Genomic DNA, 20208 nt, shown 5'->3' on the forward strand with positions numbered 1-20208 from the left:
GTTAAGATATATTTGAATAATTTAATTTAACCGAAAATTAAATTAAATACTCGAAACAATCCTTGTGTTATATACATTTTTTATTATATAACACAAGAAATGTAACATTCACGTACTTTGTTAAATTATTTCGAAAAAATAATGCATCCAAATTTTACATTTGTATCTCTAAATAGGTAGACATTTTAATTTTTATGTTGTAATCTTTGATAGAGAATAATTTAATTCTCATAGAACTCCCATATCGTTCAACTCGTTCAGCGAGAAAGGCAAACTGATGGAAACATTAGGACGCAAAACTACAGGAGCTAAGGCCGAAAGGCTACGCTAGCCAGTTACCGGACGGATAGGGTTGGTCTTGACCAATGCTTTTTCATTGGTCTTTTTTTTATTTGCAAACAAATGAGAACTGTTATCAGTTGTTGATAAGGTTTATATTTTAATAGTTTTCCTTTATATTAAGTTAATTAAGAAAGGTGATGTTGATGAAAAAATATTGGCACAAGCTATCATTTCTTCAAAAGAATGTATTGTTAACTGTGTTAGTTATTTTGACGCTTGTTGGTACTATGGGAGCGTTAAGTTTTAACATGTTTCAAAATAGCATGATGTCTATATTTGAAAGGCATTCTTTTGAAACAGGAGATACGGTATTACATAAATTAGACGAAGAAATAGTGAGAGATGTTACAAAAGACCCAGTGGCACAAAGAGAAAAGAGAGAGAAGTTAACAGAGAAATTAGATGAAGCAACGGAAGAATTGAATAGTGTTGGACAAACCTATATTGTTGGAGCAAAAAAAAATGAAAAAGGTGAGTTACTAATCGTCGATTTGTCTACAGGGTTAGCAAATGTTGTTGACGTAAGGCCGGGAGAATATTATAAACAACCAGATCTTTGGATGAAAGCATACGATAAGGTAATGAGCACGAAAAAAGCAAACATGACAGTAGTATATGAGGATCTATTAGGATCATGGGTAACGATATTAGAACCAATTAAAGATGAAGACGGAAATATTGTGGCAATTGTTGCAGCCGATGTAGATGCTTCTATTGTTCCTATTACAAAGGAAAAATTCATTATACAAGGTTTAATGTTTATTTGTATTTCTGTTTTAATTGCAACTGTTATTCAATTCTTAATCGTGCGTAACGCACTTGCTCCATTGCGGGATTTACGTGAAGGATTGCGCAAAGTCGGTGAAGGTGATTTAAGTATTAAATTAGAGGAAAGACCAGATGATATTGGTATTATTAATTCTTATTTTAATAATACTATCGAGAAGTTTAAAGGAATTATAGATAAAGTGAAGCAGACGTCAGAACAAGTTTCCTCATCTTCAAAAGAATTGTCAGTGAGTACGAAAGAGAATAGTATGGCAGTTCAAGAAATCGTAAGTTCTATGGTTGAGTTAAGAGCTGGCGCTCAGTCACAAGAAACTTCAGTACCACAGTATTTAGGTATTGTATATGAAATGGAAGATAGGATGGAAGAGATAACGAATGCTGCAAAACAAATGGCGAAAGAGTCTGAAGGTATAGAACATCATTCAGGAAAAGGAAATGGTGTTACTAAACAGGCGATTAATCAAATGAACATAATACAAAATGCAGTACAAGATTTATCTTCTATCATATATTCTTTGGAAGCGAGATCAAAAGAAATTAGTGATATTGTAACTGTAATTACAAGTATTTCAAATCAAACTAATTCGCTAGCTTTACATGCTACTATTGAAGCTTCACGTGCTGGGGAAACTGGAGAGGGATTTGCCATTGTTGCTGATGAAGTGCGTAAATTAGCAGAGCAGACGGAAGCATCAGCAAAAGATATAGCAAAATTAATAGGGGAAACACAAGCCGGAACGGAAGAAGCTGTTGTTTCAATGCAAAAAACTTCAAAAGAAGTAGAATCTGGAATTAAACTTGTTGAAAGTAGTGGTGCTTTCTTTGAAAAAATTTCGAAATCAGCACAAACTGTTACCAATCAAGTTGAAGTTGTTTCTAGCAATTCAAATAATATATTGCAAAATAGCCAAAATATTGTTCGTGTTGTAAATGAACTATCACTTATCGCAAATAAGTATGCGAATAGTAGTAGTAATGTTCAAGAAAGTATGAAAGAACAGGAAATGTCCGTACAAGATATTGCTGAATTAGCTAGTTCTTTAAGCTGGCTTTCACAGGAGTTACAAGAGTTAATTGGAGAATTTAAAAGTTAACTGAAATGATTATACATGCTTTTGTTTGTTCAATAAAATAAATCATGCTACAATGAAAACGAATTAAGGACCGGGGAGCCAATTGGCTGAGAGGATGTAAGCAAACATCGACCCTCAACCTGATCTGGATAATGCCAGCGTAGGGAGTTACTTAAAGTGATGTAGCATATGTTATTCTATAATAACTTGCATACAAGGCTTTCCTACGCAGTAGGAAAGCCTTTTCTTGTTTTAAAATTAAATTTCATAAGGGGGATTTTATTATGTCACAACAAGTTACAATGTCATTTTCAGTAGTACCACAAGCAAAAACAAAAGATGTATATTCTGTTGTTGATAAAGCAATTGAAGTTGTACAACAATCGGGAGTTCGTTATGAAGTAGGAGCAATGGAAACAACGCTGGAAGGAGAATTAGATGTACTTCTTGATGTCGTTAAACGTGCGCAACAAGCTTGCGTGGATGCTGGAGCTGAAGAAGTGATTACTTCTATTAAAATCCATTACCGTCCAAGCACTGGTGTAACGATAGATGAAAAGGTTTGGAAGTACCGTGATGAATATGCAAAACCAGAAGCAATCTAAAATAATTACAACAATTTGGCTTATCCTTCTCATTGCGATATGGGAAGGATCTGTTTCATTATTTAAAATTGAACCGTGGATTTTACCGAAGCCTTCTGCGATTGTTCAAGAATTAATAGGAATGAAAGATTTATTATTACCGAATACGATGCAAACGTTACAAGAGGTTATAATTGGACTATTTTTTGCAGTTTTAATTGGGACAAGTATTGCAATTGTTATGGACGTTATCCCTTTATTTCGTATTTTAATAAATCCGTTGCTTGTTATTTCGCAAACGATTCCAATCGTTGTACTTGCACCGTTATTTATTATTTGGTTTGGATATGGAATGCTACCGAAAGTAATGGTAGTCATACTCGTTTGTTTCTTCCCGATTGCGCTTAGCATTTTAGAAGGCTTTCAAACGGTAGATAAAAATATGTTGAAGTTGTTGCAAACGATGAAGGCAACGAAATGGCAAGTTTACCAGAAAGTAAAGTTTCCAGCAGTGCTTCCATACTTTTTCTCTGGTTTGAAAATTGCAGTTACATATAGCGTAATGGGAGCGATTATTGGGGAATGGCTCGGTGCAAGTGAAGGATTAGGAGTTATGCTTACGAGGGCTACAAAATCCTTTTTAACAGCCCGAGTATTTGGTGTTGCAGCAATTATTGTTATGGTGACATTATGTCTGTATTTTATCGTGGAGTTTATGGCAAGAATAACAGCACCATGGATATATAGAAAGGACGGCAGAAAATGAAAAAAGGTTTAAAAGTTATGTTGGCTGCCTTATTAGCAGTAGGTGTGGCTGGATGTAATCCGGCGAAGAAAGAGGAAAGTACAAGTAAAGATCAAAAAATAAAAGTAGTATTAGATTGGTTCCCGAATACGAATCATACTGGTTTATATGTAGCGCAAGCGAAAGAGTATTATAAAAAGCAAGGCTTAGATGTAGAAATTATTCAGCCTGGTGATAATGTAACAGCAGAACAAATGATAGCTTCAGGAAAAGCTGACTTCGCAATAAGTGCACAAGAAAATGTAACGTTGGCGCGGGTGGAAGGTATTCCTGTTGTATCTGTAGGAGCGATTATTCAGCATAACACTTCAGCTTTTGCGTCACTTAAGAAAGATAACATGACTTCACCGAAAAATTTTGAAGGCAAACGTTACGGAGGCTGGGGAGGACCAGCAGAAGAAGCAACGTTGAAGACAATTATGGAGAAACATCAAGCTGATTTTAATAAAGTCGAAAAAATCATTTTAGGCCAAACAGACTTCTTTAAATCAATTGGCCGTGATGCTGATTTCGAATGGATTTATTACGGTTGGGATGGTATTGAAGCGAAGCGTCAAGGAAAAGAGTTAAATACAATTATGGTGAAAGACTTAGATCCAGCGCTCGATTTCTATAGTCCTGTTATTATTACAAGTGAAAAACATACGAAGCAAGATAAAGACTTTGTGAAAAAGTTTATGAGTGCAACGACAGAAGGGTATAATTTTGCAATTAAAGAACCGAAAGAAGCTGCTGATATTTTAATTAAAGCAGTTCCAGATGTGAATAAAGAATTAGTACAAGAAAGTCAAAAGTGGTTAAGTACGAAGTATCAAGATGATGCAAAAGCATGGGGAGTACAGAAGGAAGAAGTTTGGACGAATTACATGAATTTCTTATATGATAACAAAGTTATTAAGAAGAAAATTGATGTGAAAGATGCCTTTACAAATGAGTTCCTTCCAAGTGAAAAATGAGTGGATTACAAATAAAAGATATTGTGAAATCTTTCGATGGAAAGAATGTATTAGCAAATATTAGTGCTTCTATACGAGAGGGAGAATTCGTTTCCTTTGTAGGACCCAGTGGTTGCGGGAAAAGCACATTATTAAATATGATTGCAAATGTTGAAAATCCAACAAGTGGAAACGTAACGTATAAGGATAAGCACGTACAAGAGCAAGATGCTGTAAGTTATATGCCGCAACAAGATTTATTGCTGCCATGGCGATCAGCTTTGCAAAATATTGTTCTTCCATTAGAAATTGAAGGAAAGCCGAAGAAACAAAGGCTGACAGAAGGAATGGAAGCATTAAAGCAGTTTGAGTTAGATGAATATGCAGACCATTATCCAGATGAATTATCAGGTGGAATGCGTCAAAGAATTAGCTTCCTTCGCACATATTTATGTGAAAAGCCAATTATGCTACTTGATGAGCCTTTTGGAAAATTAGATGCTTTTACAAAAATGGAAGTACATAGCTGGCTTTTAAACTCTTGGCACCAAGAGAAGCAAACAATCGTTATGGTTACACACGACTTAGATGAGGCAATCTTACTTTCAGATCGCGTATTTATTTTATCTCAAAGACCAGCATCAATAGTTGGCGAGGTACAAGTGAAATTACCTAGACCGAGAACGATGGATATGTTAACATCACTTGAATTAAAGAAAGATAAGGAAGAAATTTTGAGAGTATTAGCTCCTTATATGAAAAAATAGAAAAAGTCTTTTAACAGTTTTTTGTATAATCACTGTTAAGAGGCTTTTTTGTATAGGAGAAGAAGGAACAAAAGAAAAAATAGAGAATAGAATATAAGAGAGTAGTTTATACTCTTAATATAACAAATGTTAAAGGAGTGAAAGGATAAAATGACTTTATCAACTGTTCTTCAAATGGTTTTAGCTTGATACGGGAGAAGTCTGCCCATTTTTAATGATTAAGCTAAATTGAAGACAGCAGGTAAAGAACCTTAATCCTTTTTTACGATAATATGTAATGGGTAAGGTGTATTCACCTTACCCATTTTTTATATGCACAATTAAATAAGGCTTTATACTGTTGCTCTCTCTATTTAGCTTATGAACTATAAGTAGAGGAGAGAAAAAAATGAGTATATTAACAGTAGAAAATTTAAGTCATTCGTATGGTGAGAAAACCATTTTATATAATGCGTGTTTCCGACTATTAAAGGGCGAGCATGTTGGGTTAGTAGGGCAAAATGGAATTGGAAAATCAACATTGTTAAGGATTTTAACAGGAGAACTTATACATGATGACGGAAGCATTGAATGGTTTCCACATGTGAAGGTAGGTTTCTTGCAGCAGCATATGGATTTACAAGAGGGGATAACAATTGAAGAATACCTACAAAGTGCATTTTCGGATTTGTATACGATTGAATGCGAAATGTTAAAAATTGCTGAAGAAATGAATGGAGCAGGAGAAGTAGAAAAACTGTTAGTAAAGTATGGAGAATTACAAACTATATTGGAAAGTTCTAATTTCTATCAAATTCATACAGAAATTGAAGAAGTAGCAATTGGTTTAGGGTTGTTTGAGGTAGGTTTGGAAAAGGATGTTTCAAAGTTAAGTGGAGGACAGCGAACGAAGTTATTACTTGGGAAGCTCCTTTTAGAAAAAGCTGATGTTTTATTGCTAGATGAGCCAACAAACTATTTAGATACAGCTCATATAGAATGGTTGCAATCATATTTGAGACTGTATGAAAAAGCTTATGTAATCATTTCACATGACGAAGTGTTTTTGAACAGTATTACGAATGTTATTTATCATCTAGAAGGAGGGAAAGTGAAGCGATACGTAGGAAATTATGAAAAGTTTGTGCAAAGTTATCAAGTGCAAACGAAACAATTACAATCGGCGTATGCGAAACAACAAAAAGAAATTACTCAGTTAGAAACATTTATTCAAAAAAATAAAATTCGAAAAGCGAAACAGGCTAAAAGTCGAGAGAAAGTGTTGGAGAAAATGCAAAGGGTTGAAAAGGTTAATCATGTAACTCAATCTCGTTTTGATTTCAATGTTTATGAGGAGCCAGTGAGTCGTATATTGCAAGCTGAGAAACTAAGGATAGGATATAGTGATCCGTTATGTCCAGAGTTGAATTTACAAGTGAAAAAGGGAGAAAAGATAGCGATTGTTGGCCATAATGGAATTGGAAAAACGACAATGTTAAAAACGTTATTAGGCCAAATAAAACCGCTAAGTGGTTCGATTTCTGTTGGAGAGCGAGTAAATCCTGCCTATTTTGCACAAGAAGAGTTTGCTTCAGAAATAACACCATTAGAGAAAGTTTGGGCAGAACGACCAGATATGACAAAAAAAGAAGTGCGCCAAGCATTAGCGAAGTGTGGATTAAAAGAAGAGCATGTATTAAAACCTATTCGTTTATTAAGCGGCGGGGAACAAACGAAAGTACGTTTATGCGAACTGATCGTAACGAAAAGCAATGTTTTAATTTTAGATGAACCGACTAATCATTTGGATATAGAAACAAAGAAGTCTTTGCAGGAAGCGTTACAACAATATACAGGAACAGTTTTACTTGTCTCACATGAGCCGTCTTTCTATGAAGCATGGATCACAAAAGTATGGAATATAGAAGAATGGAACGCTGAACAATAATTACAAAGAAAAGGCATTAGCTTGTATAAGCTAATGCCTTTTCTTTGTGATTAACATGATTTTCGAGAACTCTTACATGAGAATTGTATGAAGAAGCACTCTTATGGTGCGCTTATAAGCGTGCTTTTTCTTTTGTTATGTTTATATTTATAATAATACTAGATGCCTTTCCCTAATAGGCGACTATCTTCTTTTATATATATAGATAGTTTGAAATGGAATGAAAATAATTCCTATATGTAAAGGATAATGTTATTACCATAGGAAGACAATAGAACTGAAAGGAAATTCATGTAAAATTCAGATGAACTTCACATGAACTTCATATTAGAAACTAAATATGATTATAATAGGTTATTGTAATGTAAATTTGTGATTTTTCATGAAATTAAAAGTTTGAATTTAGGAAAGAGTGCTTAAACCTAAATTCAAACTTTAGTGAAATAATTAAGGGATGTTACCTTTAGTTTTCGCTAATGGATGCATTTACAAGTTCGGCGGGATTACCTGTTCCTGCCCCTCCGATTGTAACCGATCCACCGGGAGGAATTTCACCATTCCATCCTGCATTCGTAATTACGTAATGACTATTTATTTTACTACTAATTTTAGAATCCCAAACTTGCGTTAAATTGCCGTTATAATCAAATTCTAATTTCCAGTTTTTAATAGGGATCGTCCCGGTATTTTTTATTATAATTGAGAAATTGTAACCACTTCCCCAATTTGAAGTGACTGAAAAGGTAGCATTGCCATTTCCACCAGGAGGTGTCGTATTAGCATCATCTGTTTTAACTGTAATAGCGGTAGGCTGTGACTTATTTCCGGCAGCATCTTTGGCAATTACTGAAAATGTGTATTCTGTATTAGGTTTTAAGTTTTTAATTGTAATGCTGTTTGTTGTTGTACTCCACTTTTCTTCCCCTGCACTAATTTCATATTCAGTAACTCCTACGTTATCAGTAGATGCAGTCCAGTTTAATTGAACTGAGTTTGAATTTTTATTTGTAGCAGCAATATTTTTTACATTTGTTGGCGGCTCAATATCTTTTTGAGTAATAGGTCCACCTAGTAATTCTTTTACTAACGTATCAAGTAATTTAGGACCACTACAACTATATTTTGGACTTGTACGGCAATCCCCACTTAATTCCCAAAACATTGCTCCACTTAAACCTTTCGTCTTTATATAGTCTGTTTTATATTTCATAGATTCATTGTCATCGTAGCTAATAAATGAGCCTGTAGTCGCGTTATATAAATAAGGTACTTTCGCTACATCGTTCCAGTAGCGAACAAACCCATTTTTATTAACATAATTAGCTGCTAAATCACCATAATCGTACACACCTGTGTCACCGGTAGAATAATCATCCCAAGTACCTTTAGAGGCTAGCTTTCCATCGCTACCTGGTTTACAAGGTTGGTATTGTCCGTTATTTTCTTTTCCACAACTCTTCCATCCACGTCCGTAAAAAGGTACACCTAATACGAGTTTATCCGCTGGAACACCTTCATTTGTATAAATGTCTATCGCACCATCTACGTAAAAATTCGTATCCGCTGCTGGGTCATTTGGATCTTTGTATAGAGCTGCATTATGGTTAGAAGTAGGTTCCCATCCACCGTGGAAGTCATATGTCATAATATTAATCCAATCAAGTATTTGAGAGATTTTCTTTAGCTCTGTATGATCAGCATAACGTTGGCTTGCACCTGACGCGATTGTTAGTAAATATTGTTTACCATCTTCTGCACCAGCTTTAGTTAATGCATTTCGAACATCTTGAAGAAGTAGAGTGAAGTTTTGCTTATCTTCAGGACGATAACTACCACCAGGAATCGTTTCTACGCCCGGATATTCCCAATCTAAATCAACGCCGTCAAATCCATATTCGCGTAGGAAATCAACTGTAGATTCAGCGAATACTTTTCTTGTTTTTTCATCAGCGGCCATGTCAGAAAAGCGGTTAGACCAAGTCCAGCCACCAACGGAAATAATTGTTTTTAAATGGGGATACTTAGCCTTTAATCGTTTCAGTTCTCCGAAATTTCCACAGCGTGCGTATTTATCACAATCTTCCCAAGTTGTACCGGAGCCAGGATAAGATTTTGTGACATCAGCCCATGGTTCACCTAGTACGAGAGTACCATTAGGGACCTCTTTATTTTGCAGTGGTACACCAGACTCTTTACAGTTCCACGTTTGTTTATTTGGATTATCGGGGTGAGTAGAAGGGTTTCCATGTTTTCCATTCCAGCAAATATCAGCGAAAGCATAGTTTAAATGAGTTAGCTTTGATGCATCAATGTCTGCAACTTGATAATTACGTCCGTAAATGCCCCATGAAGGAAAATACCCAACAATTTTTTGATCTTGCTTTGGTGAATCTGCTAATGCGAAGTTTGGAGTAATAAAGTTTGTGAGAAAAAGAGGTAAGAAGAGTAGTAGGGATAGTAATAGCAGTGTAAATTTTTTTGATTTCATAGCCATTTCTCCTTTCAAAATAAAAGATATATTTAAAGGCATGCGCCAATAAATCAAAATGAATCTAGCTGTATAAATCATCTAGATAAAAATGATCAGACATCACGAAGTCTATACAAGGAGCAGTGGATGATTAAATCGTACCAAATGTAAGATTTAGTGTAAACGCTTTATTCAATTCGGAAGGATTTTCTCAATATAAAAGGGCTTGAATACAAACTGTATATGAAAATGAAATATTTGTGAGGTAGAAAATAGCGCCTTATAAATAAAATTGAGAAAAAATTGTATGAAGTTGATTTCTTATGACGTAGCAAGATGAGAAAATATCATGTAAAATAATAGTAAAAATATGTAAAGGAGGGAATGGTGTGGATGTGTTTTTGAACATTGCTGAAGAAAAAATTCGATATGCAATACGGAATGGTGATCTTGATAACATTCCGGGAAAAGGAAAACCACTACAATTAGAAGACCTTTCAATGGTACCTCCAGAACTTAGAATGAGTTATAAAATTTTAAAAAATGCGGGAATGATTCCACCAGAAATGGAACTACAAAAAGATATATTAAAAATAGAAGATTTAATTGCTTGCTGTTATGATGAAGCAGAGCGAAAAAAATTACAAGAAGAGTTAACAGTAAAAACGCTTCGTTTTCAGCAAGTAATGGAAAAGAGAAAGGTTAAAGATAGTTCAGCTTTTCGTATGTATCAAGATAAAGTATTTCGTAAATTACGCTAAGAGGGATAAGATGAATACATTTGAAACGATAGAAGAATTAGCGACATATATTGAAGAACAACAATTAGTACTTCTGTTTATTAAAACGGAAAATTGTAGTGTTTGTGATGTTATGTTAAGAAAAGTAAATAGCGTATTAGAGAATTATGATTACGTAGAGAAAGTAGAAATATTACTACAAGACATGCAAGAGATTGCGGGGCGATATGGAGTATTTACAGGGCCAACAGTTTTATTATTTTATAATGGAAAAGAGATCCTTCGTGAATCACGCTTCATTTCACTTGAAAATCTAGAGAGAACCATTCAATTATTCGAGGAATAAGGGAGGCTTTTATATGGAATTTATTATTCTTATACTATTATTTGTTGTAGTTGGAACAATCGTAGCAGCAATTCGATCGAACAAAAAGAAGGTAAATCTTACAAAACAAAATAACATTCATAATTCATCTAACAACTCATCACCGCTATTTTTCTTTGCTGGATCTGATAATGATAGCTCGCATGATGGAGGTTCACATGATTGCGGAGGTTCTTTTGGCGGAGATAGTGGGGGAAGCTGCGGTGGTGGTGATTGATGAAAATGCGCCTTATATAGGCGTATTTCTTTTTAAACAAACGTTTGATTAGTTGGCTTACATATGCATAAAAACAGTTAAACAAACGTTTGTTTAAATATTTTTAACATACTAAGGGGAATGGAAATGAAAAGGGAACCGAAAGTGAAAAACAAGGGGAAAGTAATGTTATTTTTATTAGCTGCGGGAGGCGTATTTTTTATTAAATTAGGATTTAAAATTGGAATAATACATATGATTCGAACGTGGTTTGAGAGTACGTTTTCTTAAATAAGGAATATAGCCTCTTGTAATAGAGGTTTTAAATTTGTTATTATTAGACTGAACGGTCGGTTTAAAGAGGTGTGAATATGAGAAGAAGTGCAGAAGAGATAAAGAAAGAAATTGCATATAAAGCAGAAAGTTTGTTTTCACAGCAGGGCTATGCAGCTACATCTATGGAAGAGATTTGTGAAATTACAGAGCGAAGTAAAGGAAGCATTTATTATCACTTTAAAAGTAAAGAAGAATTATTTTTATTTGTAGTGAAACAGCATACGTATGATTGGCTTGAAAAATGGAATGAAAAAGAGAAGTTGTATAGTACTAGTACTGAAAAACTATATGGTCTCGCGGAATATCATGTAGAGGACATACAGCAACCCATTTCAAATGCAATAGAGGAATTCTCTATGAGTCAAGTTGTAAGTAAAGAGATTTTGGATGAACTATTAGCTTTAACTAGAGAATCATATGTTATGTTTGAGAAACTAATTGAAGCAGGTATACAGTCTGGAGAGTTTCGTGAAGATAATACGCGCGATCTTATGTATATTGTGAATGGATTATTATCAGGGCTTGGAGTACTTTACTACGAGTTAGATTATAAAGAGTTGAAACGTATTTATAAAAAGGCAATAGATGTATTGTTAAAAGGAATGGCAGCTGAATAATAGGTCAGTTGCTTTTCTTACAAATTAAATTAGACCGAATGGTCGGTTTGTGAAAGGAGAATGAAAATGAACGCTTTATTTAAAAACAGAGCATTTATGCTCGTTATGGCGTCTGATATTTTACAACAATTTGCAATTTGGATCAGAAATATGGCTCTTTTGTATTTCATAATGGAGCGAACGAATAATGATCCAGTTTCGGTTTCGTTGTTATCAGTTATGGAATATGCACCTATTTTTATTTTCTCATTTATCGGTGGTGCACTAGCTGATCGCTGGAATCCGAAAAGAACAATGGTCGCTGGAGATGTATTAAGTGTACTGTCTATCATAGGGATTGTCTTGTTGTTAAAGCTGGATTATTGGCAGGCTATATTTTTTGCAACACTCATTTCCGCGATTGTAGGCCAGTTTTCTCAGCCATCATCTTCGCGTATATTTAAGCGCTACGTAAAAGAAGAACAGGTAGCAAATGCGATTGCATTTAACCAAACATTACAGTCATTATTTCTGATTTTTGGACCAGTGGTAGGATCGCTTGTGTATACACAACTTGGTTTATTTACGTCACTATATAGCTTAATCATTTTATTTTTATTATCTGCTATCGCTCTTTCATTCTTACCAAAATGGGCTGAAAAAGAGCAAGTGGCGAGAGATTCATTAAAAAATGATATAAAAGAAGGGTGGAAATATGTTCTTCATACGAAAAATTTACGTATGATTACGATCACTTTCACCATTATGGGCTTAGCTGTTGGATTAACACATCCATTAGAGGTATTTCTTGTAATAGAACGCCTTGGAATGGAAAAGGAAGCAGTTCAATATTTAGCTGCAGCTGATGGAATAGGTATGTTAATTGGTGGTATTGTTGCTGCGATTTTCGCTTCAAAAGTGAATCCGAAAAAAATGTTCGTATTCGGTATGGGTATATTAGCAATATCATTTTTAGTAGAAGGACTATCTACATCATTTTGGATTACTAGTTTCATGAGATTTGGAACAGGTATTTGTTTAGCCTGTGTTAATATCGTTGTCGGTACGCTTATGATTCAACTTGTACCAGAAAATATGATTGGAAGAGTAAATGGAACAATTTTACCGCTGTTTATGGGAGCGATGCTAATTGGTACTTCTTTAGCTGGAGGATTAAAGGAAATGACTTCACTAGTTATCGTATTTTGTATAGCGATGGCACTTATATTATTGGCAATAGGGCCAGTTCTACGCATGCAAATAATGAAAGAAGACGTTGCTAATAAAGAGGAACTAACTAATTCATTAGCTTCGAAATAACTATTGTAAGGGAGCAGAATTGCTCCCTTTTTCTTTGGGGAACTTTTGACAACTATATGAGCCAATTATATACTGATGATGTAAAACCGATTTTACAGATTAGGAGAAATGGTGTGAAAAATCAAATCCATGAATTACGCACTGAAAATAATATTTCACAAGGCGCATTAGCTGATAAATGTAAGGTTTCTAGACAGACGATAAATGCAATTGAGAATAATAAATATGATCCAAGCTTAGCGTTAGCATTCCGTTTAGCGGAAGTGTTAGGAACAACTGTTGATAAACTATTTTTGTACAAGCAGTAGGGGGAGTAGTTGTTGGGGAAAGAGAAAATAAGCCTTTTCGTTACTGTATTGGTAGCTATAGGTACGTTAGTGTTTGCGCTTTACTATTGGTTAACTGAGCTACAAATAAACTGGTATGCACTATTTATTTGTAGCATCGCGTTACATTATCTATTTAAAAGTTTGGCATCACATAGCGTTGAAGGGGAAACTGAGGAGAACCAGGATTTAGAAAAACATGTACTAAAAACAAGTGCCAATGTTACATATTATGTGCTCGTTGTATTCATTTTTGGTCTATTTTTCGCATCGGTAGGCTTTAATAGATGGATTGATTTTCATAACATACCGCTATTGTTTGCGCTATGTGCTGCTATAGTTGTAAAGCCAGCTGTTGAGTTTTTAGTTGTAAGACGTTATCGATAAAAATAAAGAAAAGATCCTCTTCTCATATGAAGAGGATCTTTTCTTATAGCGTTTTAGTTTTCGAATTAGGTGGTGTAACGGATGTATTATTTTCAGGGACTCTAGTTAATAGGAATCCACCGATAATAAACAATACAATAATACTAAGAACACCAGCGTTCGTTTTTCCAGTTAATTGCGTTGTAACACCGACTAATACTGGACCCATAATCGCGGCAAACTTGCCAAATATATTATAAAATCCGAAGAATTCATTTGCAGATTCTTTAGGTACTAGTTTCGCAAAGTAGGAACGACTAAGTGCTTGAATACCACCTTGAGAAGTGGCAACTAACATTGCTAAAATCCAAAAATCGAGTGTTGTTTTTAAGAAATAAGCGTATATGCAAATAATAATATAAATAATAATGCCGACATATAGCATTTTTTTACCTGTAAAGGTTTCTGATAATTTTCCATATAGTAAAGCGAATGGACAAGCTACAATTTGTGTGACAAATAAGATGATTAATAGATTCGTTGCACTAATACCAAGATCTGTTCCGTAAGCGGTAGACATAGTAATAATTGTATCGACCCCGTCAATATAGAAAAAGTAAGCGATTAGGAACATGAATACAGTTTTATATTCTTTAATATTTTTAAAAGTCTCAGCAAGGCGTTTGAAGCTCATTGTAATTGGTCTTGGATGACGTTCAATATAATGTGTTTGTTCTACGTTTTTCAGCATTGGAATTGTAAATAGTCCCCACCAAAGAGCAGTTATCGCGAATGAAATTTGACTAGCAATGCCAACTGATAAAGGGATAGTTCCTTTTTGAGCAAGAATAATAAGAGCGATACAACCGATAAAAGGAATAGTACTCCCAATATAGCCTAAAGCGAAACCTCTCGTAGAAATTCGGTCCATTCTATCTTCAGTAGTGACATCTACTAAAAATGCATCATAAAAAATGTTTGCCCCAGCAAAACCGACTAATGCGAGCATATAGCATCCTAATAATAAGTACCACTGAGATGTTGGAACGACTGCTAGCATACTTGTAAATACGATGCCGAGTCCAAAGAAGAATGTGAAAAATCGCTTCTTAAATCCTTTATAATCAGCAACTGTGCCGAGAATAGGAGCAAGTATAGAAATTAAAAGTGTTGCGAATGAGTTTGCATATCCCCAATAGGCTGTTGAAGTTGCACCGGATAATCCAGCTTCTTTTGCAGCTGCTTTAAAGTAAATTGGAAATAATGCAGTTGTAATGACGAGCGAATATACCGAGTTCGCCCAATCGTATAATATCCAGCTTTTTTCTTGTCTGGACATTTTTTTCATATAATGTTCCCCCTTAAATTTGTTCTACTAACAGTGTACAAAAATAAAAATTATAAAAAGAGAAACAGTGATGGATTTTACATAACTTTTACATATATACACAGTTCTTTACAATTGAAGTAAATCCTCTACAATTGATCCGTCTGTTTCACCTAAGTGTAAACCAAGTAGTCTAGCGATAGTTGGACCTTCATCAATAAGTCTCATATACGGGATGGTAACACCGCTTTTTATCCCTTTCCCGGCCGCGATAAAAATTGTTTCATAGTTAGGTTTTGTTGGAGAGTATCCATGCGTACCAAATGTATATTTTTTACTAGGCGTAACATCTTTTTCAGTAATTTCTTTTATAAAATCTCCTGTATAATTTTCAGTGAAATAATACCCTTCTCGTGCTTCTAACATGAATAAACAATTACTGTCTGCACCGCGTTCTTTCGCATCCTCATCATGAAGTATAAATTCAATACCGTTTTGTTTATTTTGAAGCAGTTCTTCAAGAAGTAGTTGTACTTCTCGAATCGTATCTGTATCGTTTTTGTCTTTCACATATACATAGGCGGACCCATCGCAACTTTGGCAATAAGCATTCCAGTCTACTAATTTTCCTTTTGAATTTATAGATATAAGCCCTTTTTGATGAAATAGTACGTTTAATTGAATGGATTTGTTTTCACTTAAAGCGCTATGGTCACCAAGAGCGATAATTGTACTTTCCTCGTATAGTCCACTTTCTTTTAATGCTTGAATAATTTTTCCTAGACGTTCGTCATGCCTATGGATTGCAGCTATTGTTTCATTAGATTCAAAGCCATGATAGTGTCTTTGAGTGTCTAAATCTGTGAAATGTACAAACATGACATTAGGCTTTTTCGTCTGGATTGTATGCACAGCAGAAGCAAGTACGAAATCATCGAGTTCAGGTTGTGATAATCCATTTCGTATATGGCCGAAACGACGATTTAAATCTAATTGATATAGCGGACTACCGCTAAATAATGAAACTAAAACTTGATTTTGCCACGGTCTATTTGGAAAGATTTCTGGTAAATTGTAATCAATATTTGCTCTGCCGGTAACAGGCCATAGAAGGGCCGCAGTCGTTAAATTTTCTTTACGTGCTTCATCGTATAAAGTTGTTCCTTTAATGGATTTTCGGTACCAATGCCAATCTGGTGACTCGCGTCCAGGTTGAAGTAATGTATTGCTAACAACACCATGTTTATTAGGGTAATTACCAGTTACGATTGTTGAGTGACTTGGATAGGTTACAGAAGGATAGATGGGCTCTACCTTTTCCACAATTGCTCCGTTTTTTATTAGAGATTGGAAGTGAGGTAATTTTTGTAGTATAGGAAAGTCTAAAGCTGACAAACAGTCGAATGATAAAATGATGACACGATTCGTTAATGCTTTATCCATAAAGTAATCCTCCTAATTATATAAAACCTATTACTATATATTACTATTAATACCTAGTAATAAAAATATGTTTTTGAATAAAATTTATTATTTATTTTCAGAAAAATTAAACATATAATTAAGTATAAGGGAATGAATGAAAGGAGGGAATACTATGGATCTGCTAGATGGATTTGGTATCTTTTACATCATTGGCGGGATTACGATTATTCTTGTATTTGCTATTTCGTATTTACTAAAGAAACGGTTTCCAGACAAGCAGTTTGATATTATATTTGCACTTAGTTTAATACTTCTTTGCTTAGCATCCTTTCCCGTTACAATGATGGTTATTGGTGGATGGGAAGGAATGGGATATGGATTTATTGGTTTCTTCGTCCTTCTTGGTACACTTATCGGTATGATTGCACATCAACTTGTGAAAATTACGCGGAAAAGCTACGTATAAAACTGTAAAAAATGAAAAGAATATATAAAAGTAAGAAAATTAACTATTGTTTTAAAAAAGAATTTGTATTATGATAATCAACAAATTTATTTCGTTATAACGATGAAAAAGGAATAGTACATGTTCAACCTTTTTAGCAGAGAGAGAATCCGCTAGGCTGAAAGATTCTTAAAAAGGCGATATGGAACCTACCTTTGCGTTCTGCATATGCAGCGGGAATTTCCCGTTATCAAAAAGAGAGCATGCGCAATTTTTGTGCATGAATCAGGGTGGTAACGCCGGCAAAGCTCGGTCCCTATTTAGGGACGCGGGCTTTTTTGTATTTTCTAGAAGGAGGAGACTGACTATGGCAAAAGAACAAGTACAAGCGATTACGAAGATGGAAGAGGACTTTGCACAGTGGTATACAGATATTGTGAAAAAAGCAGAACTTGTTGATTATTCGAGTGTAAAAGGATGTATGATTTTACGTCCGTACGGTTATGCCTTATGGGAAAATATGCAGAAAGTTATGGATGAGAAGTTAAAAGCAACTGGTCATGAAAACGTGTATATGCCAATGTTTATCCCAGAGAGCTTATTGCAAAAAGAGAAGGATCATGTAGAAGGATTTGCTCCTGAAGTAGCATGGGTGACACATGGCGGGGATGAAAAGTTAGCGGAAAGACTTTGTATACGCCCTACATCTGAAACTTTATTCTGTGAGCATTTTTCAAAAATTGTGCAATCCTATAATGATTTGCCAAAGTTATATAATCAGTGGTGTTCAGTAGTTCGTTGGGAGAAAACAACGCGACCATTCCTTCGTACAACGGAATTCTTATGGCAAGAGGGTCATACAATTCATGAAACAGCAGAAGAATCTCAAGCTGAAACGTTACATATTTTAAATCTATATGCTTCTTTCTGTGAAGACTACTTAGCGATACCGGTAATTAAAGGACAAAAAACAGACAAAGAAAAGTTTGCCGGAGCAAAGGCAACTTATACGATTGAAAGCTTAATGCATGATGGAAAAGCACTTCAAACAGGAACATCTCATAACTTTGGAACGAATTTCTCAGAAGCATTTGATATTAAATTTTTAGATCGTAACGGTAAATGGCAATATGTACACCAAACATCTTGGGGCGTATCAACAAGAATGATAGGTGGACTGATTATGGTTCATAGTGATAACAATGGACTTGTAATGCCACCAAAAGTTGCTCCAGTGCAAGTTGTTATTGTACCAATTGCTCAGCATAAAGAAGGAGTTATAGCGAAAGCGACAGAGTTACAAGGACATATTCAAAAGGTTGCACGAGTAAAAATAGATGCTAGCAATAAAACGCCAGGTTGGAAATTTAATGAGTATGAAATGAAGGGCATTCCAATTCGATTAGAAGTTGGTCCTAAAGATATTGAAAAGAATCAAGTTGTACTTGTAAGAAGAGATACGAAAGAAAAAGAATTTATATCAATGGATCAATTAGAAGAACGTATTCCAGCACTACTTGAAGAAATTCATATTTCTTTATTTAATAAAGCAAAAGTATTTCGCGATGAGAATACGTATAGTGTGACGAATTTCGAAGAGATGAAAAAAGTAGCTGATGAAAAGCAAGGGTTTATTAAAGCAATGTGGTGCGGGGAATTAGCTTGTGAAGAGAAACTAAAAGAAGAAGTTGGAGTATCTTCTCGCTGTATGCCTTTTGAGCAAGAGCATGTAGCTGACGAATGTGTTTGTTGTGGTAAAGAAGCTAAGCAAATGGTGTATTGGGGAAAAGCGTATTAATGCTTTTTGGATGGGTGAAAAGGACTTTGGGCTGCATAATAAAATGCAATCCAAAGTCCTTTTTAGTTTTACAATTTGTTTCATGTATTTTTTAGATGGAGGGATGTGTTTTTATTTTGCATTTTTGCGGCGAATAAATAGTAACATACCAATTAGGAATGTTGAAAGTCCCATTAAAATAGATACAGGATAATGTGTTGCAGTATTAGGTAACTTATCGCCTTGCTTTTTCGCGTTATCTTTTACGTTACCACCTTGGGAACCATTGCCGCCTTGAGAACCATTTCCCCCCTGAGAGCTACTATCGCCTTTAACGCGGTTGCCGCCTTGAGAGCCACTGCCGCCAGAACCGCTACCATCACCAGAACCGCTACCACCGGAACCACTGCCACCAGAACCATTGCCACCAGAGCCATTGCCGCCAGAACCGCTGCCATCAGAACCGTTGCCGCCAGAACCGCTACCATCACCAGAACCGCTACCACCGGAACCACTGCCACCAGAACCATTGCCACCAGAGCCATTGCCGCCAGAACCGCTGCCATCAGAACCGTTGCCGCCAGAGCCACTGCCACCAGAACCGTTGCCGCCAGAGCCACTACCACCAGAACCGTTGCCACCAGAACCACTGCCACCAGAACCGTTACCGCCAGAACCACTGCCATCAGAACCGTTACCGCCAGAACCGTCGCCACCAGAACCACTGCCATCAGAACCGTTACCGCCAGAACCATCGCCACCAGAACCACTGCCACCAGAACCGTTACCGCCAGAACCACTGCCATCAGAACCGTTGCCGCCAGAGCCACTGCCACCAGAACCGTTACCGCCAGAACCGTCGCCACCAGAACCACTGCCATCAGAACCGTTGCCGCCAGAGCCACTGCCACCAGAACCGTTACCGCCAGAACCGTTGTCACCAGAACCACTGCCATCAGAACCGTTACCGCCAGAACCGTTGCCACCAGAACCATTGTCACCGGAACCATTGCCACCAGAGCCGTTGCCGCCAGAACCACTACCATCAGAACCGTTGCCGCCAGAACCACTATCGTCCTGAGAACCACCGTTTCCTGGTGGTTTATTATTATCTTTTGAGTTACCTTCTGCTAAATGATCGTTATTTTGTACAATCGCGTTTGTTACTGGAGAGAAGTTTTCCGTTGCTGCATTACCGATATGTAACCCACTAAAAAAAGATAAAGAAAGTGTTGATGCTAAAATAAAGATTTTCGTCATTGATTTCCTCCTGAAAA

At 35.8% G+C, this 20208-nt stretch carries 20 protein-coding genes, 2 riboswitches and 1 other annotated feature; of the genes, 16 read left to right on the top strand and 4 right to left on the bottom strand.

Features of this window, described 5'->3' with window-relative positions; all coding sequences use genetic code 11:
• Window positions 1-258: 258 nt before the first annotated feature.
• Window positions 259-343: riboswitch (cyclic di-GMP riboswitch) on the top strand.
• A 142-nt stretch (window positions 344-485) separates the two neighbouring features.
• From ATN06_RS02235 to ATN06_RS02260, 6 genes are all read left to right on the top strand, one after another.
• A complete protein-coding gene (locus ATN06_RS02235) occupies window positions 486-2225 on the top strand; it encodes a methyl-accepting chemotaxis protein (RefSeq protein WP_060629378.1) in 1740 nt (579 codons plus the stop codon).
• Window positions 2226-2286: 61 nt separating this feature from the next.
• A riboswitch (TPP riboswitch) is annotated at window positions 2287-2388 on the top strand.
• A gap of 100 nt (window positions 2389-2488) precedes the next feature.
• A complete protein-coding gene (locus ATN06_RS02240; RefSeq protein WP_000082906.1) occupies window positions 2489-2809 on the top strand; it encodes an MTH1187 family thiamine-binding protein in 321 nt (106 codons plus the stop codon).
• Window positions 2781-3554 carry an ABC transporter permease gene (locus tag ATN06_RS02245; RefSeq protein WP_060629379.1) on the top strand — a complete coding sequence of 258 codons (774 nt, stop codon included), beginning with the start codon at window positions 2781-2783 and terminating at the stop codon, window positions 3552-3554. The genes ATN06_RS02240 and ATN06_RS02245 overlap by 29 nt, the downstream gene beginning before the upstream one ends.
• Entirely contained in the window at window positions 3551-4549 is a 999-nt protein-coding gene (locus tag ATN06_RS02250) for an ABC transporter substrate-binding protein (protein ID WP_060629380.1), read from the top strand. The genes ATN06_RS02245 and ATN06_RS02250 overlap by 4 nt, the downstream gene beginning before the upstream one ends.
• The gene (locus ATN06_RS02255) at window positions 4546-5295 is read left to right on the top strand and encodes an ABC transporter ATP-binding protein (RefSeq protein WP_060629381.1); all 750 of its coding nucleotides are present in this window, start codon (window positions 4546-4548) and stop codon (window positions 5293-5295) included. Before ATN06_RS02250 ends, ATN06_RS02255 begins: the two co-directional genes overlap by 4 nt.
• Before the next feature lie 388 nt (window positions 5296-5683).
• The gene (locus ATN06_RS02260) at window positions 5684-7222 is read left to right on the top strand and encodes an ABC-F family ATP-binding cassette domain-containing protein (RefSeq protein WP_060629382.1); all 1539 of its coding nucleotides are present in this window, start codon (window positions 5684-5686) and stop codon (window positions 7220-7222) included.
• Window positions 7223-7685: 463 nt separating this feature from the next.
• Here ATN06_RS02260 and ATN06_RS02265 read toward each other — a convergent pair whose 3' ends face one another.
• Window positions 7686-9710, bottom strand: a complete 2025-nt coding sequence (locus ATN06_RS02265; protein WP_060629383.1) for a glycosyl hydrolase family 18 protein — start codon at window positions 9708-9710, stop codon at window positions 7686-7688.
• Between the two features lie 371 nt (window positions 9711-10081).
• Between ATN06_RS02265 and ATN06_RS02270 the strand changes: the two genes are divergently transcribed.
• The 8 genes from ATN06_RS02270 (at window position 10082) to ATN06_RS02305 (ending at window position 13978) form a co-directional block, all read left to right on the top strand.
• Window positions 10082-10453: a DnaJ family domain-containing protein gene (locus tag ATN06_RS02270; protein ID WP_060629384.1), complete on the top strand. Its 372-nt coding sequence runs from the start codon at window positions 10082-10084 to the stop codon at window positions 10451-10453.
• A 10-nt stretch (window positions 10454-10463) separates the two neighbouring features.
• Window positions 10464-10778 (top strand): thioredoxin family protein, encoded by a 315-nt coding sequence (locus tag ATN06_RS02275; protein WP_060629385.1) that lies wholly within the window; start codon window positions 10464-10466, stop codon window positions 10776-10778.
• A 13-nt stretch (window positions 10779-10791) separates the two neighbouring features.
• Window positions 10792-11034 (top strand): hypothetical protein, encoded by a 243-nt coding sequence (locus tag ATN06_RS02280; protein ID WP_060629386.1) that lies wholly within the window; start codon window positions 10792-10794, stop codon window positions 11032-11034.
• Window positions 11035-11160: 126 nt separating this feature from the next.
• Window positions 11161-11304, top strand: coding sequence for a hypothetical protein (locus ATN06_RS02285; RefSeq protein WP_060629387.1), 144 nt, complete (start codon window positions 11161-11163; stop codon window positions 11302-11304).
• Window positions 11305-11384: 80 nt separating this feature from the next.
• Entirely contained in the window at window positions 11385-11966 is a 582-nt protein-coding gene (locus ATN06_RS02290) for a TetR/AcrR family transcriptional regulator (protein WP_060629388.1), read from the top strand.
• A gap of 66 nt (window positions 11967-12032) precedes the next feature.
• On the top strand, window positions 12033-13265 hold the full coding sequence (locus tag ATN06_RS02295) for an MFS transporter (protein WP_060629389.1): 1233 nt from the start codon (window positions 12033-12035) through the stop codon (window positions 13263-13265).
• A 56-nt stretch (window positions 13266-13321) separates the two neighbouring features.
• Window positions 13322-13573: a helix-turn-helix transcriptional regulator gene (locus ATN06_RS02300; RefSeq protein ID WP_060629390.1), complete on the top strand. Its 252-nt coding sequence runs from the start codon at window positions 13322-13324 to the stop codon at window positions 13571-13573.
• A 12-nt stretch (window positions 13574-13585) separates the two neighbouring features.
• Window positions 13586-13978: a hypothetical protein gene (locus ATN06_RS02305; protein WP_060629391.1), complete on the top strand. Its 393-nt coding sequence runs from the start codon at window positions 13586-13588 to the stop codon at window positions 13976-13978.
• Window positions 13979-14021: 43 nt separating this feature from the next.
• On the opposite strand, the gene ATN06_RS02310 is transcribed toward ATN06_RS02305, so the two are convergent.
• Together ATN06_RS02310 and ATN06_RS02315 are read right to left on the bottom strand one after the other, a co-directional pair.
• The gene (locus ATN06_RS02310) at window positions 14022-15305 is read right to left on the bottom strand and encodes an MFS transporter (protein WP_060629392.1); all 1284 of its coding nucleotides are present in this window, start codon (window positions 15303-15305) and stop codon (window positions 14022-14024) included.
• 108 nt (window positions 15306-15413) lie between these two features.
• A complete protein-coding gene (locus tag ATN06_RS02315) occupies window positions 15414-16727 on the bottom strand; it encodes an alkaline phosphatase family protein (protein ID WP_060629393.1) in 1314 nt (437 codons plus the stop codon).
• Between the two features lie 154 nt (window positions 16728-16881).
• On the opposite strand from ATN06_RS02315, the gene ATN06_RS02320 reads away from it, so the two are divergent.
• Entirely contained in the window at window positions 16882-17175 is a 294-nt protein-coding gene (locus ATN06_RS02320) for a YesK-like family protein (protein ID WP_060629394.1), read from the top strand.
• A gap of 93 nt (window positions 17176-17268) precedes the next feature.
• Window positions 17269-17475 (top strand) — a binding site (T-box leader).
• A gap of 46 nt (window positions 17476-17521) precedes the next feature.
• Entirely contained in the window at window positions 17522-18952 is a 1431-nt protein-coding gene (gene proS / locus ATN06_RS02325) for a proline--tRNA ligase (protein ID WP_060629395.1), read from the top strand.
• A gap of 111 nt (window positions 18953-19063) precedes the next feature.
• On the opposite strand, the gene ATN06_RS02330 is transcribed toward proS, so the two are convergent.
• Entirely contained in the window at window positions 19064-20191 is a 1128-nt protein-coding gene (locus ATN06_RS02330; protein ID WP_060629396.1) for an LPXTG cell wall anchor domain-containing protein, read from the bottom strand.
• Window positions 20192-20208: the final 17 nt, after the last annotated feature.

The sequence above is a fragment of the Bacillus thuringiensis genome (assembly GCF_001455345.1).
Classification (GTDB): domain Bacteria; phylum Bacillota; class Bacilli; order Bacillales; family Bacillaceae_G; genus Bacillus_A; species Bacillus_A thuringiensis_N.

What these genes read in the sequence shown, in the direction of transcription:
- ATN06_RS02260 (WP_060629382.1), top strand. Translation starts at nt 5,684, where the DNA reads ATGAGTATATTAACAGTAGAAAATTTAAGTCATTCGTATGGTGAGAAA.
- ATN06_RS02245 (WP_060629379.1), top strand. Translation starts at nt 2,781, where the DNA reads ATGAATATGCAAAACCAGAAGCAATCTAAAATAATTACAACAATTTGG.
- ATN06_RS02250 (WP_060629380.1), top strand. Translation starts at nt 3,551, where the DNA reads ATGAAAAAAGGTTTAAAAGTTATGTTGGCTGCCTTATTAGCAGTAGGT.
- ATN06_RS02320 (WP_060629394.1), top strand. Translation starts at nt 16,882, where the DNA reads ATGGATCTGCTAGATGGATTTGGTATCTTTTACATCATTGGCGGGATT.
- ATN06_RS02275 (WP_060629385.1), top strand. Translation starts at nt 10,464, where the DNA reads ATGAATACATTTGAAACGATAGAAGAATTAGCGACATATATTGAAGAA.
- ATN06_RS02280 (WP_060629386.1), top strand. Translation starts at nt 10,792, where the DNA reads ATGGAATTTATTATTCTTATACTATTATTTGTTGTAGTTGGAACAATC.
- ATN06_RS02330 (WP_060629396.1), bottom strand. Translation starts at nt 20,191, where the DNA reads ATGACGAAAATCTTTATTTTAGCATCAACACTTTCTTTATCTTTTTTT.
- ATN06_RS02285 (WP_060629387.1), top strand. Translation starts at nt 11,161, where the DNA reads ATGAAAAGGGAACCGAAAGTGAAAAACAAGGGGAAAGTAATGTTATTT.
- ATN06_RS02300 (WP_060629390.1), top strand. Translation starts at nt 13,322, where the DNA reads ATGAGCCAATTATATACTGATGATGTAAAACCGATTTTACAGATTAGG.
- ATN06_RS02295 (WP_060629389.1), top strand. Translation starts at nt 12,033, where the DNA reads ATGAACGCTTTATTTAAAAACAGAGCATTTATGCTCGTTATGGCGTCT.
- ATN06_RS02290 (WP_060629388.1), top strand. Translation starts at nt 11,385, where the DNA reads ATGAGAAGAAGTGCAGAAGAGATAAAGAAAGAAATTGCATATAAAGCA.
- proS (WP_060629395.1), top strand. Translation starts at nt 17,522, where the DNA reads ATGGCAAAAGAACAAGTACAAGCGATTACGAAGATGGAAGAGGACTTT.
- ATN06_RS02265 (WP_060629383.1), bottom strand. Translation starts at nt 9,710, where the DNA reads ATGAAATCAAAAAAATTTACACTGCTATTACTATCCCTACTACTCTTC.
- ATN06_RS02235 (WP_060629378.1), top strand. Translation starts at nt 486, where the DNA reads ATGAAAAAATATTGGCACAAGCTATCATTTCTTCAAAAGAATGTATTG.
- ATN06_RS02310 (WP_060629392.1), bottom strand. Translation starts at nt 15,305, where the DNA reads ATGAAAAAAATGTCCAGACAAGAAAAAAGCTGGATATTATACGATTGG.
- ATN06_RS02240 (WP_000082906.1), top strand. Translation starts at nt 2,489, where the DNA reads ATGTCACAACAAGTTACAATGTCATTTTCAGTAGTACCACAAGCAAAA.
- ATN06_RS02255 (WP_060629381.1), top strand. Translation starts at nt 4,546, where the DNA reads ATGAGTGGATTACAAATAAAAGATATTGTGAAATCTTTCGATGGAAAG.
- ATN06_RS02315 (WP_060629393.1), bottom strand. Translation starts at nt 16,727, where the DNA reads ATGGATAAAGCATTAACGAATCGTGTCATCATTTTATCATTCGACTGT.